The following is a 17,844-nucleotide window of genomic DNA, read 5'->3' as shown; positions in this document are numbered from 1 at the left end:
CCTGCCGCCCGTTTTAGTGTATATTAGTAGTTGACAAACAAATGAAATGTAACTATTGTGGTTACAACGGTGGTGAAAAACATGATTAACAGCCGTCTTGCTGTGGCCATTCACATTCTATCGCTGATCTCAACGGATGAACGGGCGTCATCGGATATGATTGCGGGTAGCGTAAACACCAATCCCGTCGTCGTGCGGAGAACGATCAGCCAGCTGAAAAAAGCGGGTATTCTGACATCCCGGGCGGGTGTTCCGGGAGCCAGCCTGAAAAAAGATCCGTCGGAGATCACCCTCTTAGAGGTTTACAGGGCGGTGCAGAATAAGGAAGAGCTTTTTGCGGTTCACGACAATCCGAACCCCGACTGTCCGGTCGGCAAAAATATTCAGCGCGCGCTCGATGAGACGTTCGGAAGCGTACAGCGGGCAATGGAGAATGAACTTGCGAGCAAGTCCCTTTACGATGTAATGAATCATCTCTTTTGTTAAAAAGAGATGGGTTCATGCCGCTAGCGGTGTAACAAAAATGGTTACAATTAGTAATGAGGAAATCGCGGTTTTGGCTCCATATTCAGACACGCCTGGATGCGGATTGCGATCTGTTTAATGAAGAAATCCTCCGAAACTAAAGGAGGTGGTTACCGGGATATTTTTATTTTGCTTAAGACTTATGTGAAGGTGTCAGCTGTGAGCAAGTTAAACAAAAAATGATACCCTGCCTCCAGCAATGCCAAAACCGTTCGCCTCTTAACAATGATTATAAAATTTCTCTAGGAACGATCAGCAGCCCGTTAGCTGCCCCTAATTAAAGATGAGCTGTTACCACACTGTTACATTAGAACTTCCGCTGCTTTTATATCCTTCTGTCGCTAAGACTTGATAAGCCCAATTACTGCCCAGATTCATTCCATGGCTCTTCCATGCGTTAACATGATTGCTGAAAGTGATTGCAGCGTTGCTTCCAGTCGGCCTCTTCGACTGGCGAACACTCCAGTACTGCGTAAAAGTAGTGTTATCGCCATCAATGGAAGGTGCGTTATAACGTGTCGTTGTATATATGTCATATGTACCTCCATCACTCTTTACAGTACCTTTATACGTTCCGGTAGGTCTGTAAGTACCCCATGAATCCACTACATAATATTCGATGAGAGGTGCTCTCGTCCAGCCATATAAAGTCAAATATCCATTGCCATTCGGCGCCCAGACTCCGGCATTATAGTTTATTGTTCTAAATGGCGAGCCTGTAGTCCAGCCTTTACCAACAACGAAATTTCCGGTATTAGACCAATTAACACTGTAATTCCCGCCAGATCCATTGACTGCGTTTACTGTTCCGCCCCCATCAGTCCAATTTTGCCAGTAATCTGTGCCGGCTGCAGAGGCGGTTGCCGAAAACATGCTGATACTCATGAAAGCTGCCGTTAATCCAACTAAGAATTTCTTTTTAAACTTAAACATATGTTACCTCCTATACTATTTTTTCTGACTTTGACATGAGGCAGCACTCGTAAATATTTAACGAACGCCAACGCTTTTGATCGTTCCTTTCAATATAATAGCATGAATACATGAGTGAATATTAAGAGCAATTGTAATTTAATTACAAAGACCCAAAAAAATGTATTAAAAGTGGTCTTGTTCCGCCATGGCTTTTATCCTTATTTTGCAGAATCACAATTCTTGCTTCTAAACCTGATCAGGAACAGTCGAACAATTGAGTGATTTCAGTTGAAACTCTGAGGAAAAGTTTTATTTGAAAAAACTTTTTTGAGCTGAAGCCGGAATGTCCGAAAAAATATCTGCAGACAGCGTTATTGGAAAATCCAAAGCAGAAAAACTTTCCCGTTACCGAAGAAGCGGAATAAGAAAAAATCCCGGGCGGATGCGCCGGGATTTTCTTTTTAATATGTATTGGCATCAATATTATTAAACGCGTCGTCCACGATGCCGAGCGTCATGAGGATAACGAAAAGAACGATGCCGAGAACGGACAAGCCGACCGTCACAATCAGGTAGATCCCCTGCATTTTCACGAACTTTGCATAATTCTCCAGCATATGTTCCTCTGTCAGTTCATTGAACTGCTCCGCCATCTGTCCCGCTTCATTTGCCGAGCGCATCAGAAAAATGCCGGCAATGATCTGCAAAACGCCGGGAATGGCTCCGATTAAAAAGAAAAACGCGCCTGACAGCGCCGCAAACGCACCCACGATAATAAATAAAATACCTGTCGCTTTTCCCCATTTCGAAATAGAAATAAGCGAGCGATTCACTGATTCAGGTTTCAAACTATGGCACTCCTTTACAAAAAAATACTCACTTTTCATTTATACACTATTCGGTCATTCTTTTGAATATAAAATGTGTTTTTTCATGCCGTGTCCGTTTTTGTATCAGAAAATTCCCGAGAAACACCCCGGGAATTACAAAATCGGCGAAAGAAGTCTTGAAATCGATTCTTTAATGCGGATCCGCAGCGAACGCTCCTGATATTCTTCATACGTATATTTTCTGGAGACGAGCAGATCTTCTTTAAATGAGGAAATGAGTTTTTTCGCGATGGTGACGTCATAAATAAAGGCGTTGACTTCAAAATTAAGTCTGAAGCTTCTGACGTCGATATTCGCCGTACCGACGGAAGCCGTCTCATCATCGACGACAATCGTTTTTGCATGAATAAAGCCGTTATCGTAAATGTAGACTGAGGCTCCGGCTTTTAAAAGATCGCCGATGTAAGATAAAGTCGCCCAGTAAACGAAAGCGTGATCCGGCTTGTTCGGAATCATGATTTTGACGTCGATGCCTGACAGACAGGCGATCCTGAGGGCATCTAAAAGACTTGAGTCAGGAATAAAGTAAGGCGTCTGAATCAGGATCGACCGTTTGGCCGTTGAGATCATCTTGATATAGCCGTTTTTAATTTGTTCCCATTCTGAGTCCGGTCCGCTCGTGACAATCTGCATCCCGACATTGCCCTTCGGCTCGCATTCCGGAAAATGATTCGGAACGTATGTGAGCGTATGATGATGGGAGGCTTGGTTCCAATCGAGGATAAACCGTGTCTGAATGGCGTGTACCGCCGTGCCTTGAAGCCTGAGGTGCGTATCGCGCCAGTAGCCGAATTTCGGATTCAGGCCGAGATATTCATCTCCGACGTTAAAGCCGCCGACATAGCCGGTTTCGCCGTCAATGATGACGAGCTTGCGGTGATTCCGATAATTGAGCCGCAAATTAATCGGACGAAGCCTGGAAGGAAAAAAGACTTCCACATGGCCGCCGGCGTCCCGCAGCGGTTTGAAGAATTTTTTTCTGAGTGATCTTGAACCGAGTTCATCATATAACACTCTGACTTTTACGCCTTCCCGTGCTTTTTTTACTAAGGCATCGCGCAATTTTTTTCCCAGTTCATCACCTTTATAAATATAGTATTGAAGGTGAATGTGATCTTTTGCGTTGGAAATGTCCTTCATTAAGCGTTTGAACTTATCGCGCCCGTCCGTCAAAATCTCCACCGAATTATCCTCTGTAAAGACTGCGTGGTTGTTCATGACAAGCATATAGATGAGGTCTTTATTATCCACAGTCGCTCTGTTGTTAAATTGGAATTGCCTCGACTTCAGATCTTTCAGCTGAGACTTCAGCAGCTTTTCAATCCCGATTTTTTTACGGTCCTCCCATTGAAACAGATGCTTGCGTCTCAGGTTATGGCCGAATAACAGGTATAAAATAAACCCTAAAATGGGAATAAAAAAAAGAACCAAGAGCCAAGCCCATGAAGCGCTGGCATCGCGTCTTTCTTTGAAAATCATGATGACGGCCAAAAGTATATTTAAAACGAAAAAAAATCCGAATAAAATAAATGAAATGCTCACTTTGCAACCCCGCTATATCATATTTATCAAGACTGTGCCCATTAGTATTCCGACAAGTGCAGCAATCTGATTCCCATTTCAAATTATAACATTGACATTTTGAAAGAATAAAGAGCCGGAATCAAAGATGAATGCAGTTTTCTTTCAAAGAAAGTTCCGGGTGCGGTAAAATATGCATATATGAAAAAGAAGACAAAAATGACAGCAAAGGGGAGAGGGCATGAAGCTGGAGCATGCGGAACAATTGCCGGGATTCATAAAAAAAGAAATTCAGAAAATACAAATTGCCATTGCGCCGCTGATGAAAAAAAGCATCATTTACCGTTTTCTTGCTTTCCCGCTCGCCGCTTTTAGTCTGTTTCATCTGGCATCGCTTTTGATTCAGGCCCCTTCCGGGAGAGGAGCTCTCGTGTCGGCCGGCATTTTTGCCCTCCTTGCGGCCTTGGGTCTTGCGTTGTTTAAGGAAGCCGGCTATCAGCGGAAACAGGTGCAAAAAACGATCCGCCTTTATATGCTGAACAGAATCAGAAAAAGCGATATTCTGTCCGAGGAACGGAAAAGCGCCTATACCCGGCTGATTGCCGAGGAGCCGTCTGCGATGAAGAGCTTTATTGAATTTTTAACGGAAGAAGACCGGAAAAAAGAAATGCTTTATTAAAAAAGAGCTGACGCGCGATCAGCTCTTTTTGTCATTCAAACACAGGGTCGTTCTCATAGTAATATGAATCAGGCGTGTCATACGTATCAGTGCTGTGATAAGCGATAATTCCGATGACAGCGAAAATGACGACTAAAATAAAAGCGAGAATGCCCAATACCACACTGGAAGCCGCGTAAAAAAACTGCATTTTGATAAATGACGCGTAATGTGCAAGCATATTTTCTTCCGCGTTTTCTTCTAGTCCTTCCTGAAGGGCGGCCGCCGCTTTTGCCGAGCGCATCAGCATGACGCCGGAAATGATGAGCAGGACCCCCGGAATGGCTCCAAGCAGCGTCACAATGGCTGACAGAGCGGAAAGAGAGCCCGTGATGATCAGAAACACGGCGGTGATCTTTCCCCATTTGGCGATGTCGGCAAGGGAACGGGCTTTTTTATTGAGCGGCTGGTTTTCGTCTTTGTCTTTATCGATGGTGATCATGACAGTTCTCTCCCTAAAATGTTCAAGTCATATCGTTTTCCGTCCATTTCGGCGATACCCGGGAATACGCCCCATTCGGTAAAACCGAATTTTTCAAACAGCTTAATGCTCGGCACATTATGTCCGAAGATAAAAGCCATCAGGCTGCGGATGCCGATTGCCGGAGCGAGTGCCAGGGCTTCTTTCAGCAGAAAGCTTCCTGCTCCTTTGCCGCGGCAATCCTGATGCAGATAGATGCTGATCTCCGCCGTTTTGTCATAGGCCGGACGGCCGTAAAACGTTTCAAAGCTGATCCAGGCCGCCACTTTGCCGGTCTCATCTTCCGCGACCATCAGCGGGCGCCGGTCCGTGTGCCGCAAAAACCAATCCATCCGGTCTGCGGGCGTCACTTCTTCCGTATCAGCCGTTACCATCCGTGAGGCAATCGTCGAGTTGTATATGGCCACCACCGCATCTAAATCCTCCAATACGGCTTTGCGCAGGGTCAAATTCATATTCCGGGATCTCCCTTCACATTTCATTACATAAATAAGTGCAATCTGCACATACTATTTCCAAAAAAGTTTTTTATGGATGTGTATATATTTTCAGAAAAGTGTTCAGAATGTTGCTGAGGTGATGAACAAATGAGAGAGGAAGAAAAGAAAACTTCTCAAGTCAAAAAACTTCAGCGGTTTTTTCGCAAACGCTGGATATTCCCTGCAATCTACTTAGTCAGTGCGGCCGTCATTTTAACAGCTGTCCTTTGGTATCAATCCGTTTCGAATGATGTGAAGGACAATCTGACGAACAACGGCGGAAACTCCGCGTATGACAGCGGCAAAGACGATGCCGTCGAAGTAGGCAAGTCAATGGAAAACGTCGCAATGCCGGCTGCTCATTCTGAAAATGTTTCTGTTGTGAAAAAGTTTTATGAAACTGATGCCGCAAAAAAAGAGAAAGAAGCAGCACTTGTTAACTATAATAACACGTACAGCCTCAGTAAAGGAATTGACTTAGCTGAGAAAGACGGAAAATCATTTGATGTTTCTGCTTCTCTGAGCGGTACGGTTGTTAAAGCTGCTAAAGACCCGGTACTGGGACATGTGGTTGAAATTGAACACTCAGACGGCCTGTCTACTGTCTATCAGTCTTTATCTGAAGTCAGCGTCGATCAGGGCGACAAAGTAAAGCAGAACCAGGTCATCGGTAAATCCGGAAAAAACCTTTACAGTGAAGAAAGCGGAAATCACGTGCACTTTGAAATCCGCAAGGACGGCGTAGCGATGAACCCGCTCAATTTTATGGACAAGCCGGTAACATCTATTGAAAAAGCGGCGGCTGAAGAGAAAAACGCTGTGACAGAAGAAACGGAAGGGTCAATTCAGCAGTCTTCCGAGAAAAAAGATGTGACGCCTAAAAAAGAAACCGAAGAAAAACCGGGTGACAAAGAGGACGGCACAAAAGACAAGACAGATGGTAAAGATGACGGCTCAATGAAAGATTCGGGCAAGTAATCTTGATCCCAAAGCGCCTATCAGCTCAGATAGGCGCTTTTCATATTGCCGCATGTGCCTTTATACTAGTAGAAAACGAAGGAGATGCTGAATGAATAAATGTCTGGCGGCCGGGTGGCTCGTCTTTGTTTTCGTTTCGGCTTTGACTGAAAGCTTTCACGATATGATTGTGTCGCAGACGGTGTCCTTCCGTTTCACGCCCCATCCGGATGTGTCCGGTTTCTTTGTGTTCGATATGGCGGAGCTCGCCATACCGGAAGCGGCGATTCAAAAGCTCGGGCACGCGTTTTCATTTTTTGTGCTCGCCTATTTGTTTTTCAGAGAGCGCAGGCGCATGAAGAGGGCAGTGCTGTATGCATTGGCCGCCGCTTTCCTGACAGAAATCGTCCAGCTCTTTTTCGGCAGAAACGGATGTCTCCGCGATGTGCTGATTGACAGTCTCGGCATTGCCGCATTCTGTGCTTTACAAAGGAAAAAGCATACAGCCAAACATACAAAAACCGGCAGTCTGTGACAGACGCCGGCTTTTTTTTATATATTATGGTTTGTCGATTTGCTTTTATGAACGATACTTTCATAGATTCGCACGATCAGATCGACAATCGGACGAAGCACATTTGAAAATCTGAACAGCAGGAATCCGACAATGAGGGAAACGATAATGCTTCCGAGCACATCGATCGGATAATGGTGGCCGACCCAAATTCTTGAGAAGCCGGTCAAAAGGCCGAAAATCACAAGCGGCCAGCCGAGTTTTTTGTTGCGGAACAGAATCGCAATTGAAATCGCCAAAGCGCCTGTCGTATGGTCACTTGGAAATGAAGCATCCGCGGCATGAGGGATCAGCGTATGAACCGTATGCTCGACAAAGGGGCGCGGCTCGATATAGACCTTCGTGATGAGGTAGTTGACGATAAGCGCTGCAACACCCGTGAAGCCCGCGTACAGGGCGTTTTGTCTGCCTTTTGTGCTTCCGAACAGCCACATGGCAAGCAGGAAAAGGGCGTAGGCGTAAATGGCGTATTCCGTAATAAATACCATGATAGAGTCGAGAATGGCACTATGGTGCGACAAACCATTGATCGCTTTAAATAGTTCGTAATTCACAAATATCACCTTTTATCTTTATTTTATATGAACAGTGTAATGCTTTTTTCTATGAGACACAATTGGTATTAAAAATAATCATAAAAAAGTAAACAGAATGAAACGTGACTGTATTACTGTGCGTCAAGTATGCGGGAAAAGAATAGCCGAAGGAGTTTTGTCCGTTGCTGAAACGTTTGAAAAACGCCGATCTGCCGCTTGTGTTTGTCATTATGCTGCTTTGCGGATTCGGCTTGTTAATGGTGTATAGCGCCAGTGATGTGATGGGGTCTCAGCGGTACGGAGATCCATCCTATTTCTTCCATAAGCAGAGTGTCTCTTTACTGATCGGATTATGCTTATTTCTATTTGCCGCCTGTCTGCCGTATAAGCGGTATGCGCGGCTTGTACCGCTGTTTGTGGTCGGTTCGCTGGTATTGCTGCTGCTCGTATTGATACCGGGAATCGGGCTGGAGCGGAATTTCTCCCGCAGGTGGCTGGGAGCGGGCCCGCTTGTCGTACAGCCGTCTGAATTGGCGAAGATCGCGATGATTTTGTATTTCGCTTCGATTTATACGAAAAAGCAGCCGTACATTCATCAATTTGTGAAAGGGGTTCTGCCGCCTTTAGTGATTTTGGGAACTGCTTTTCTGCTGACATTGGCGGAGCCTGATTTAGGGACGGCTTCCTTAATCCTGGCGGCGTGCGGGTCGATTTTATTATGTGCCGGCTTGAAAAAGCGCCATCTGTTCGTGCTCGGCGCGACGGCGGTGTCCGGGGTTGTTTATCTCGCATTTTCCGCCTCCTATCGTGTGAAGCGCCTCGTTTCCTTTACCAATCCGTTTGGTGACGCGAACGGGGACGGCTATCAGCTGATTCAATCCTATTTTGCTATTTCCGGAGGCGGATTTTTCGGAAGAGGGCTTGGAAACAGTGTTGAAAAAATGAACTATCTGCCTGAGGCGCATACCGATTTCATTATGGCCGTGATCAGCGAAGAGCTGGGGATATTCGGTGTTCTGATCGTTTTGGGATTATATTTTGCGTTAATGCTTCTCGGCGTAAAAACGGCCGTGCGGGCTGATGACCCGTTCGGGAAGCTTCTTGCCATCGGAATTACGTTTCAATTAATGTTTCAGGTTGTATTGAATTTGGGAGCGATGAGCGGACTTCTCCCGGTTACGGGTGTGCCGCTTCCGTTTATCAGCTACGGCGGTTCTTCATTAATTATGACGCTGTTTTTGTGCGGCATACTGGTCAATATCAGTACATATGCGAAAAAACAACCCGTACGGCATAAGCGGCCTGTCCCGCATGAAAAAAAGGTTTCTTCTTTTTAATGAAGCTGAAAAAACGCCCGGGACATTTCTGTCTCCGGGCGTTCTGCCTGTTTATAAAGCTCCTGGTCCTTCTTCTCCGGTGCGGATATTAATCGTGTTTCCGATTTCATAGACGAATATTTTGCCGTCTCCGGGCTCTCCCGTTTTTAGCACTTTTTTCGCCGTTTCCACCACTTGATCAACGGGGACCTTGCTGACAACGATTTCCACTTTCAGCCGTTCATACACATTGCTCTCAATTTTGACTCCGCGGTACAGTTCGGTGTGGGCTTTTTGAAGGCCGCATCCGTGTACGTTGGAGAAGGTCAGCGATGTGACTCCGATTTTACCGAGTTCCTGTTTCAATGTTTCAAACTTAGCCGGACGCGTAACGATTTCTACCTTGAACATTTGACCGCTCATCTAAGCCACTCCTCACTTTATAAGTCCTGATATGCTTTTTCCCCGTGCATCGTTAAATCAAGCCCAAGTGACTCTTCTTCTTCACTGGCGCGCAGGGGAATGAACAGACCTACAATTTTAATGATAACGAAAGTGACAATAAATACAAATACATAGGTTGCCGCAATGGCCGCAATCTGCTTCCAGAGCAGTCCCGGATCGCCGTAAAACAGCCCGTTTGCCCCGCCGTCATTGACGGAAGTGGTTGCGAATAAACCGGTCGCGATGCCGCCCCATGTCCCGCCGATCCCATGCAGGCCGAAAGCGTCAAGCGCATCATCATAACCGAAAGTCTTTTTGAGCCAATAAACGCCCCAAAAGCAGACAAGCCCGCCGATGAAACCGATTACGATGGAAGAGAACGGCGTAACGAACCCGGCAGCCGGCGTAATGGCGACAAGCCCTGCGATTGCGCCCGATACAGCGCCCAGCATGGTCGGTTTTTTATTCAGCATCCATTCGATTAAAATCCAGCCGATAATTCCGGCTGCAGCCGCGGTGTTTGTGTTAATGAAGGCAAACATCGCGATACTGTCAAGCGTGAGGGCGCTGCCGACATTGAAGCCGAACCATCCGAACCAGATGAGCGCTCCGCCCAAGAACGTGTAAATTAAGTTGTGAGGCGAAGCAGCCGTGCCGTCCTTGCGTTTCCCGAGCACAATCGCCAGCACAAGCCCGGCGACTCCGGAAGAAATGTGGACGACGTTTCCGCCTGCGAAGTCAAGAGCGCCCATTTGGCCGATCCAGCCGCCGCCCCATACCCAGTGCGCAACGGGCGTATATACGAGGGAAGCCCACAAAAAGGAAAATACAAGAAAAGCACTGAATCTCATGCGTTCAGCAAATGCTCCGGAAATAATGGCTGTCGTCAGTACGGCAAACGTCATTTGGAACATCATGAACAAGGAATGCGGGATCGTATCACTGTAACTTCCGGGTTCAAAGCCGACCCCCTTCAGCCCCGCCCATTCAATCCCGCCAAGCCATGTATTGCCGGGGGCAAAAGCAAGTGAATATCCGTACAAAACCCAAACGACGGATACGATGGCGAGAGAAGAAAAACTATGCATCGCCGTGCTGAGCACATTTTTGCTTTTTACCATTCCGCCGTAAAACAAAGCCAGCCCGGGGGTCATCAGCCACACGAGTAAAGCGCAAAAGAACATAAATACTGTATCGCCCATCTGCATGTTGTATTCCTCCGTCTCATTCAGAATGTAATTGTGATTAATTCATTATTATAGAGAAAAAAGAACGATAAAACATTTTCGTGTAAGGTTATCTGACATGGTTTTTTGCGTTCATAATGCTGCTTTTTCAAATGGGTGTCGTGCGACTTTATATCCATAAAAAGAGCGCCGGAGCACGGCGTAAGAAATCCTGTCCGGGAAAGAGTAAAATAAACGGGGTGAGAAACACTAACTGCATCAGGAGGAATCATTATGACAACATCATTAAATCTGCAATTTGAAAAAACGGCTTTGGTCCTTATTGATTTACAAAAAGGCATTGTGCCTATTGATAAAAGCGGTACCGTTGTGCCGAACGCGAAAAAATTAATTGATGTGTTCCGGGAAAAAGGCGGATTTATCAGCTTTGTGAACGTGGATTTTCATGACGGAGCGGATGCGCTGAAGCCGCTGACGGATGAAGAGGCGGCGGGCCATTCGGCTCCGCCGGCGGACTGGGCTGAATTTGTGCCTGACATCGGAGTAAAAGAAAATGATTATACGGTAACAAAACGGCAGTGGGGCGCGTTTTTCGGCACGGACCTGGACCTTCAGCTCAGAAGACGGGGAATCGACACGATTGTGTTATGCGGGATTGCGACAAACATCGGGGTGGAAAGCACGGCGCGGGAAGCTTTTCAGCTCGGGTATCAGCAAGTTTTCGTAACTGACGCGATGGCGACATTCAGCGATGAACAGCACGAAGCGACACTCAAGTTTATCTTCCCGAAAATCGGCAGAAGCCGGACGACGGAAGAATTTATCGCACAGACAAAATGACAATCTCTAAAAAAAGCCGCGTCCTGTTCTTGACGGCCGTAGCTTCGGGGACGATGCTGAACCCATTGAACTCGTCGATGATTTCTCTTGCGCTTCACAGTATTCAGCATGAATTTCACCTGTCGTTTACAACGGTGTCCTGGCTGATATCGTCCTTTTATCTGGCCAGCGCGGTGGCGCAGCCTGTTACCGGGAAGCTCGGTGATATGCTCGGCAGGAAGAAGCTGTTTTTGATCGGGCTTCTGCTTGTTGCCGTCTCGGCGGTCGGCGCGCCGTTTGCGCCGACTTTTATGACTTTGCTGATCATGCGGCTTTTTCAATCAATCGGAAGCAGCGCGATATATCCGTCCGGCGTCGGATTGATCCGTTCCAATATACGGGAGAAGCAGGCTTCGGCGCTGGCCGTCCTGTCAATCTTTGCATCAGCCATGACGGCGCTCGGTCCGACTCTCGGCGGTTTTCTGATCGTTTGGGGAGGGTGGCCGGCAATCTTTTTCGTCAATCTGCCGTTTATCATTCTCAGCTTTTTTCTCGGAATGTATATGTTTCCGAAAGATGAAAAACGCGAGATCGGCGGCTTGAAAGGCGTGCTCCGCCAGCTTGATACGATCGGGATACTCCTGTTTGCCGGAGCGATTATCCTTCTCCTGTCGTTTTTATTGTCCTTCAGTACGAAGCCTCACTATACAGAAGGCGTATTCGGGCTTTTGTTTGTCGGGCTGTTTATCTGGCGCGAGCTGAAAACAGAGAAGCCGTTTATTGATGTCAGGCTGTTTAAAACGCATCGGAAACTATCGTCGGTGTATATTCAATTTATTTTGCTGAATATATTCTTTTACTGCATCTTTTTCGGGCTTCCGAGCTATTTTCAGGATGAAATGCATTTGTCCGTTCAGACAAGCGGATTGATTATGCTGTTTATGTCGGGCATGAGTATTCTGGTGTCGCCTCTGACCGGAAAATGGATAGATAAGAAAGGGCTTCTTCAGCCGATTATTGCCGGAACCTGCCTGACCGCGATCGGGGCGGTGCTGTTAACGTTTTTCTTTCTTCAGGCGCCCATGATAGGAAAAGGGCTGATCCTGTCCGTGCTGGGTGTCGGCTACGGCTTCGGGAATGTCACGTTTCAGGCGGCCATGCTGACAACGAGCCCCGCCGACATGGTCGGAACAACGTCCGGCCTGTTTCAGACCTGCCGGTATCTCGGTTCGATTTTGTCTTCTGTCATTTTGGGCATTCTTTTCGGAAAAGAAATTACCGCCGGCCATTTTCATATGCTTGGGACGATTCTTATCGTTGTCGGCGCTGTAAGCCTTTTGATGGCGTTCCGGTTTTCGGTTCTCCTCAAAAAAGCCTCTTAACAGGCGCAACAAAAAGAGACGGGCTCTCCCCGTCTCTTTTTGTTGTGTAATGTGCTCAAAAATCAAAACGATTATTGTCGACAGCGACCAATGTTATTTACGGAATTTTCAGTTATATTTTTTCACATGTGATGTAAGGAAAACGCACATGCGGGAGGGAGAAAATGAAAAAAACAACGAGTGATCGGCTAAGCAACAAAGATTTACTGCCTTTAGAAGACGGCGAACGGACATGGAAAGCGGTGAATTTTGCATCCATCTGGATGGGTTGTATTCATAATATCCCGACCTACGCGACTGTGGGCGGGCTCATTGCGATCGGTCTTTCTCCGTGGCAGGTGCTCGCCATTATCGTGACGGCGTCACTCATTTTGTTCGCCGCTTTGGCCTTGAACGGCCATGCCGGAACGAAATACGGACTGCCTTTTCCGGTCATTATCAGGGCTTCTTACGGAATATACGGCGCTAACATTCCGGCGCTTCTCAGGGCGTTTACAGCCATCATGTGGCTCGGAATTCAAACATTTGCCGGGAGCACGGCTTTGCACATTCTGCTTTTGAACATATGGCCGGGCTGGGGGAGTCTCGGCGGAGATTGGAATATATTCGGGCTTCATCTGCCGGGTTTTCTGTCGTTTATTTTCTTTTGGGGCATTCATCTGCTTGTGCTGCGGCACGGAATGGAATCGATCAAAAAATTTGAAGTGTGGGCGGGCCCGCTTGTTTATCTCGTCTTCGGCGGTATGGTCTGGTGGGCGATAGATATTGCCGGCGGGCTCGGACCGATTTACTCACAGCCGGGAAAGTTCCACACCTTTTCTGAAACGTTTTGGCCGTTTGCCGCCGGAGTGACGGGCATTATCGGAATATGGGCGACGCTGATCCTGAATATCCCTGACTTCACCCGGTTCGCCGCGTCGCAAAAAGAACAGATTCGCGGCCAGTTTTACGGGCTGCCGGGAACGTTTGCGCTGTTCGCGTTTGCAAGCATCACGGTGACATCAGGATCACAAGTAGCATTCGGAGAACCGATTTGGGATGTGGTGGAGATTTTGGCCCGGTTTGATAATCCTTTTGTTATCGCTCTTTCGGTCATCACACTTTGCATCGCCGCCGTCTCGGTTAACGTGGCGGCAAACATCGTGTCACCGGCCTATGACTTGGCGAATGTCCTGCCGAAGTATATTACATTCAGGAGGGGAGGGTATTTGACCGCCGTTTTGGCTCTGTTCACAATACCGTGGAAGCTGATGGAGAGCGCCACGAATGTTTATGCGTTTCTCGGACCGGTGGCCGGGGTGATGATGGCTGATTATTTTATCATCAGAAAAAGGCGGCTCTCAGTTGAAGACCTTTATTCGGAAACCGGACAGTACACTTATTACAAAGGCTATAATTACCGGGCCTTTGCCGCGACCTTTCTCGGCGCGTTTATTTCTTTAATCGGAATGTACGTCCCGGCGTTCGCCGGCATCTATGATATTTCCTGGTTTGCGGGTGTCATTTTGTCATGTCTCGGTTATACGGCGCTTATGTATATTCATCCTCCTTATGTAAAAGCGGCGGGACGAATCGTGCGGGAAAGAGCGGCCGAATAAAAAAAGCCGGGGGCTGCCCCCGGCTTTTTGTCATATCAGTCTGCGATTGAAACGTTGCCGTCCGCTTCAAGCGGCGTTCTTTTTTTCTGGCTCCAGCCATACAGGAGCAAAGCAATCAGGACGAACAGCCCCGCGGCCAGATAAATCGAATGGAATCCGGCCGAAGCGACAAAGAGGCCGAATACATATGACCCGCCGGCAATCCCGCTGTCAAAGAAAGTGAAGAAGGTAGCCGTCGCAAAGCCTGAACGGTGTCCGGGCGAGTTCTGAATCGCCAGTGTCTGCATACACGGTACGATAGAGCCGTATCCGAGACCGATTACGGCACCGGACAAGAGAAGCATGAGGGCGCTGTTTGTCATCGCCAGCATGCAAAGCCCCGCGGAGAACACGATAATCGACGGATAGATGACGATTCCCGGCCCCACTCTGTCAAACAGCTTTCCTGTGAAAGGACGGGCGGCCATCATCGTCACGGCGAAACAGACGAAGAAATAGCCGCTGACATCCAACAGGTGGATCGTCTTTGCATAAACGGATAAATATGAAGTCACACTTGAATAACAGAAAGAAATGGACAACCCGACAATCGCGATTTTAAGCGCGCCTTTTTCAAACATGTCGGAGAAAGAAAAACGGAAGACAGTCGTTCCGCTGTTGTTTTGATCCGGCACACGAATCATAAAAGCAATCAGCAAGCCTAAAGAAACAAATACGGCAAAAATCGTAAAGAAAACCGGGAACGAAATGACTTTCACAAGACTCAGCCCGAGAAAAGGACCGATCGCCATGGCAAGGTTCATAGACATCGCAAAATAACCGAGCCCCTCGCCGCGCCGCTTGGCGGGAATAATGTCAGCGGCAATTGCGCCCGTGACCGTCGTTAAAATGCTGAACCAGATGCCTTGGAAAAAACGCAGTCCGAGCAGCAGATAGAAATTGTGTAGCGGCAAATACAGATAAGAAGACAGGGCGAACAGCGCCAAGGATACAATCGTCATTCTTTTCTTGCCGAACCGTTCAATAATCGCCCCTGAAAAAGGACGGGTAATAATAGCAGATAACAGGAACAGGCTGATCAAAAGCCCTCCTTGCGATTCACTGCCGCCAAGCTCCTGAATCATATAGATAGGCAGCACGGCCAAAAATGTATAAAAGAACACAAAGACAAATAAATTCACGAGTACGACCATAATAAAATCTTTGGTCCAGATCGAGTCAGATTTACTCAAAAGTACAGCACTTCCCTTTCTTTTCTATTTCGTTAAAAACACATTCAGAAACTCAGAAAAAGCTTCCTTATCTCCATCTTGGAAATCCGCAAGCATGTCTTCCTCGAACTTCAGCATCTCTTGATTGATGCTGTCGTATTTCAATTCAGCTTCCTTCGTCAGGACGACGAGCTTTTCCCGCTTGTCTTCTCCCTGTTCCCGCTGAATCCAGCCGTTTTCTTCAAGGCGTTTGATCGTTCTGGTAACGGTCGGCGCCTCTACGTTCAGATAGGACCAGATTTCTTTTTGGGTCATCGGTCCGATCGTTTTTAAGCAATATAGGATTGACCATTGAGAGGAGTACAGGCCGAATGGTTCCAGCCGTTCATTGGCTTTCTTCGTAATCAGGCGGGCGCATTGATTGATTTGATGAATGAGGCGTCTGTTGACGTGGATCATTTCCGTTCTCCTTTTCAAAAAACTTACCTAAGTAACTAATTGTGCTGTTTCATTCTACAGCAGGATCGCGCGGATGTAAACCCCCCGTTCAAAAAGCAGAAAATTATGACCCGCCCCTTGTCCTTATTGAGTTTTTAGCATATTCCCAATTCATTGCTAATACACTGTTACAAACCTATCAAAGAGAGTGTTTGAGGTGAGGGATCGTGGGCATATTTCTAAAACCTTCTTATATAATCGGACAACGAAGAAGCTGCATCATCAGTGAATCTGTTACAGAATACGGATCTCATTTCACACTTCTCACATCCAACTGGGGAGGTCGAGTGGTGTGCACGATTACATCAAAGAGCGAACAATCAAGATTGGTAAGTATATCGTGGAGACGAAAAAAACCGTTCGTGTCATTGCGAAAGAGTTTGGTGTTTCCAAAAGTACCGTACACAAAGATCTGACGGAGCGCCTGCCTGAAATTAATCCTGACTTGGCGAATGAAGTAAAAGAAATACTCGATTATCATAAATCCATCAGACATTTAAGAGGGGGAGAGGCGACGAAATTAAAGTACAAGAAGGATGAAATTCTTGAAGGGGAGCCCGTTCAGCAGCCGTAGCGCCTGACGTCTGCCGGGCCCTTTTTTCTCCTCCCGGGCGGTTTCGCGAATATCCGCAAAATTTTGTCAAGAACTTATATCGTTCAGCAGCTTTTTTTTGATAAATTATGATAATATATATAATTAGGGCACAATGTGGATATTTTACTGTGAAACAGATATCAAGGAGGATATAAATAGATGTTTGCAAGGGATATTGGAATTGACCTCGGTACTGCAAATGTACTGATCCATGTAAAAGGAAAAGGAATTGTTCTGAATGAGCCTTCCGTTGTGGCACTTGATAAAAACAGCGGCAAAGTGCTGGCTGTCGGTGAAGAAGCCAGACGAATGGTTGGACGTACACCTGGGAATATTGTTGCGATCCGTCCGCTGAAAGACGGCGTAATCGCAGACTTCGAAGTAACAGAAGCCATGCTGAAACATTTCATTAATAAGCTGAATGTAAAAGGACTTTTCTCAAAACCGCGCATGCTGATCTGCTGCCCGACGAATATTACATCCGTTGAGCAAAAAGCGATTAAAGAAGCAGCTGAAAAAAGCGGCGGAAAGCATGTGTACCTTGAAGAAGAACCGAAAGTTGCCGCTATCGGCGCGGGTATGGAAATCTTCCAGCCGAGCGGTAACATGGTTGTTGACATCGGAGGCGGTACGACAGATATCGCAGTTATTTCTATGGGCGATATTGTCACCTCCTCTTCTATTAAGATGGCTGGGGACAAGTTTGACATGGAAATCTTAAATTATATCAAACGCGAGTATAAGCTGCTGATCGGTGAACGTACCGCTGAAGATATTAAGGTGAAGGTCGCAACGGTTTTCCCAGACGCACGTCATGAAGAAATCACCATCCGCGGCCGTGACATGGTTTCCGGTCTGCCGAGAACGATTACAGTAAACAGCAAAGAAGTAGAAGAAGCCCTTCGTGAATCAGTTGCCGTCATTGTGCAGGCCGCCAAGCAGGTTCTTGAAAGAACACCGCCTGAATTGTCCGCTGACATCATTGACCGCGGCGTTATCATTACCGGCGGGGGAGCGCTGTTAAACGGGCTTGACCAGCTTCTTGCCGAAGAGCTGAGGGTGCCTGTTCTTGTCGCTGAGAACCCGATGGATTGTGTTGCGGTCGGAACCGGCGTCATGCTGGATAACATGGACAAGCTTCCAAAACGCAAACTGAGCTGATGATAAAACCTCATTCTGAAAAAGAATGGGGTTTTTT

Annotated in this window: 20 protein-coding genes; 10 read left to right on the top strand and 10 right to left on the bottom strand. The window is 47.0% G+C overall.

The window, feature by feature from the left end; all coding sequences use genetic code 11:
- The first annotated feature begins 81 nt into the window (after nucleotides 1-81).
- The gene (locus tag GNE05_RS18675; RefSeq protein ID WP_003151203.1) at nucleotides 82-486 is read left to right on the top strand and encodes an Rrf2 family transcriptional regulator; all 405 of its coding nucleotides are present in this window, start codon (nucleotides 82-84) and stop codon (nucleotides 484-486) included.
- Nucleotides 487-816: 330 nt separating this feature from the next.
- On the opposite strand, the gene xynA is transcribed toward GNE05_RS18675, so the two are convergent.
- The 3 genes from xynA to cls form a co-directional block, all read right to left on the bottom strand.
- Nucleotides 817-1,458, bottom strand: a complete 642-nt coding sequence (xynA, locus tag GNE05_RS18670) for an endo-1,4-beta-xylanase XynA (RefSeq protein ID WP_007407578.1) — start codon at nucleotides 1,456-1,458, stop codon at nucleotides 817-819.
- A 443-nt stretch (nucleotides 1,459-1,901) separates the two neighbouring features.
- On the bottom strand, nucleotides 1,902-2,288 hold the full coding sequence (locus GNE05_RS18665) for a DUF5362 family protein (RefSeq protein WP_021494822.1): 387 nt from the start codon (nucleotides 2,286-2,288) through the stop codon (nucleotides 1,902-1,904).
- Between the two features lie 135 nt (nucleotides 2,289-2,423).
- The gene (cls, locus tag GNE05_RS18660) at nucleotides 2,424-3,872 is read right to left on the bottom strand and encodes a cardiolipin synthase (RefSeq protein WP_007407575.1); all 1,449 of its coding nucleotides are present in this window, start codon (nucleotides 3,870-3,872) and stop codon (nucleotides 2,424-2,426) included.
- 220 nt (nucleotides 3,873-4,092) lie between these two features.
- Here cls and GNE05_RS18655 point away from each other — a divergent pair, with 220 nt between their 5' ends.
- The gene (locus GNE05_RS18655) at nucleotides 4,093-4,530 is read left to right on the top strand and encodes a DUF5392 family protein (protein WP_014419085.1); all 438 of its coding nucleotides are present in this window, start codon (nucleotides 4,093-4,095) and stop codon (nucleotides 4,528-4,530) included.
- Nucleotides 4,531-4,561: 31 nt separating this feature from the next.
- Here GNE05_RS18655 and GNE05_RS18650 read toward each other — a convergent pair whose 3' ends face one another.
- A complete protein-coding gene (locus GNE05_RS18650) occupies nucleotides 4,562-5,011 on the bottom strand; it encodes a DUF5362 family protein (RefSeq protein WP_007407573.1) in 450 nt (149 codons plus the stop codon).
- Nucleotides 5,008-5,499 (bottom strand): GNAT family N-acetyltransferase, encoded by a 492-nt coding sequence (locus tag GNE05_RS18645; RefSeq protein ID WP_087920810.1) that lies wholly within the window; start codon nucleotides 5,497-5,499, stop codon nucleotides 5,008-5,010. The genes GNE05_RS18650 and GNE05_RS18645 overlap by 4 nt, the downstream gene beginning before the upstream one ends.
- Nucleotides 5,500-5,637: 138 nt before the next feature.
- On the opposite strand from GNE05_RS18645, the gene GNE05_RS18640 reads away from it, so the two are divergent.
- Nucleotides 5,638-6,507, top strand: coding sequence for a stage II sporulation protein SpoIIQ (locus tag GNE05_RS18640; RefSeq protein ID WP_160183080.1), 870 nt, complete (start codon nucleotides 5,638-5,640; stop codon nucleotides 6,505-6,507).
- Between the two features lie 91 nt (nucleotides 6,508-6,598).
- Nucleotides 6,599-7,021 carry a VanZ family protein gene (locus tag GNE05_RS18635; protein ID WP_007407570.1) on the top strand — a complete coding sequence of 141 codons (423 nt, stop codon included), beginning with the start codon at nucleotides 6,599-6,601 and terminating at the stop codon, nucleotides 7,019-7,021.
- Between the two features lie 17 nt (nucleotides 7,022-7,038).
- Here the strand turns inward: GNE05_RS18635 and GNE05_RS18630 are convergent, their stop codons facing one another.
- Nucleotides 7,039-7,614, bottom strand: coding sequence for an undecaprenyl-diphosphatase (locus tag GNE05_RS18630; protein ID WP_012118646.1), 576 nt, complete (start codon nucleotides 7,612-7,614; stop codon nucleotides 7,039-7,041).
- 164 nt (nucleotides 7,615-7,778) lie between these two features.
- Here GNE05_RS18630 and ftsW point away from each other — a divergent pair, with 164 nt between their 5' ends.
- Nucleotides 7,779-8,933 carry a putative lipid II flippase FtsW gene (gene ftsW / locus GNE05_RS18625; protein WP_060562447.1) on the top strand — a complete coding sequence of 385 codons (1,155 nt, stop codon included), beginning with the start codon at nucleotides 7,779-7,781 and terminating at the stop codon, nucleotides 8,931-8,933.
- A gap of 51 nt (nucleotides 8,934-8,984) precedes the next feature.
- On the opposite strand, the gene GNE05_RS18620 is transcribed toward ftsW, so the two are convergent.
- Both GNE05_RS18620 and GNE05_RS18615 read right to left on the bottom strand, forming a co-directional pair.
- Nucleotides 8,985-9,335 (bottom strand): P-II family nitrogen regulator, encoded by a 351-nt coding sequence (locus tag GNE05_RS18620; protein WP_003151222.1) that lies wholly within the window; start codon nucleotides 9,333-9,335, stop codon nucleotides 8,985-8,987.
- Nucleotides 9,336-9,352: 17 nt separating this feature from the next.
- Nucleotides 9,353-10,564, bottom strand: a complete 1,212-nt coding sequence (locus GNE05_RS18615; protein WP_003151223.1) for an ammonium transporter — start codon at nucleotides 10,562-10,564, stop codon at nucleotides 9,353-9,355.
- A 252-nt stretch (nucleotides 10,565-10,816) separates the two neighbouring features.
- Here GNE05_RS18615 and GNE05_RS18610 point away from each other — a divergent pair, with 252 nt between their 5' ends.
- The 3 genes from GNE05_RS18610 (at nucleotide 10,817) to GNE05_RS18600 (ending at nucleotide 14,342) form a co-directional block, all read left to right on the top strand.
- Nucleotides 10,817-11,383: an isochorismatase family protein gene (locus GNE05_RS18610; protein WP_012118644.1), complete on the top strand. Its 567-nt coding sequence runs from the start codon at nucleotides 10,817-10,819 to the stop codon at nucleotides 11,381-11,383.
- Nucleotides 11,380-12,744 carry an MFS transporter gene (locus GNE05_RS18605; RefSeq protein ID WP_160183079.1) on the top strand — a complete coding sequence of 455 codons (1,365 nt, stop codon included), beginning with the start codon at nucleotides 11,380-11,382 and terminating at the stop codon, nucleotides 12,742-12,744. The genes GNE05_RS18610 and GNE05_RS18605 overlap by 4 nt, the downstream gene beginning before the upstream one ends.
- Before the next feature lie 164 nt (nucleotides 12,745-12,908).
- A complete protein-coding gene (locus GNE05_RS18600; RefSeq protein WP_160183078.1) occupies nucleotides 12,909-14,342 on the top strand; it encodes an NCS1 family nucleobase:cation symporter-1 in 1,434 nt (477 codons plus the stop codon).
- A 35-nt stretch (nucleotides 14,343-14,377) separates the two neighbouring features.
- Here the strand turns inward: GNE05_RS18600 and GNE05_RS18595 are convergent, their stop codons facing one another.
- Together GNE05_RS18595 and GNE05_RS18590 are read right to left on the bottom strand one after the other, a co-directional pair.
- Nucleotides 14,378-15,574, bottom strand: a complete 1,197-nt coding sequence (locus GNE05_RS18595; RefSeq protein WP_012118641.1) for an MFS transporter — start codon at nucleotides 15,572-15,574, stop codon at nucleotides 14,378-14,380.
- A 24-nt stretch (nucleotides 15,575-15,598) separates the two neighbouring features.
- A complete protein-coding gene (locus GNE05_RS18590) occupies nucleotides 15,599-16,012 on the bottom strand; it encodes a MarR family winged helix-turn-helix transcriptional regulator (protein WP_007407562.1) in 414 nt (137 codons plus the stop codon).
- Nucleotides 16,013-16,343: 331 nt separating this feature from the next.
- Between GNE05_RS18590 and spoIIID the strand changes: the two genes are divergently transcribed.
- Together spoIIID and mbl are read left to right on the top strand one after the other, a co-directional pair.
- Nucleotides 16,344-16,625 carry a sporulation transcriptional regulator SpoIIID gene (gene spoIIID, locus GNE05_RS18585; protein WP_003151236.1) on the top strand — a complete coding sequence of 94 codons (282 nt, stop codon included), beginning with the start codon at nucleotides 16,344-16,346 and terminating at the stop codon, nucleotides 16,623-16,625.
- A gap of 180 nt (nucleotides 16,626-16,805) precedes the next feature.
- Entirely contained in the window at nucleotides 16,806-17,807 is a 1,002-nt protein-coding gene (mbl, locus tag GNE05_RS18580) for a cell shape-determining protein Mbl (RefSeq protein WP_003151237.1), read from the top strand.
- Nucleotides 17,808-17,844 lie beyond the last annotated feature (37 nt).

Origin of the sequence: Bacillus sp. AM1(2019) (genome assembly GCF_009906915.1) — a bacterium.
GTDB classification, from domain to species: Bacteria; Bacillota; Bacilli; order Bacillales; family Bacillaceae; genus Bacillus; species Bacillus velezensis.
This window is presented reverse-complemented; position numbering and strand designations above follow the sequence as displayed.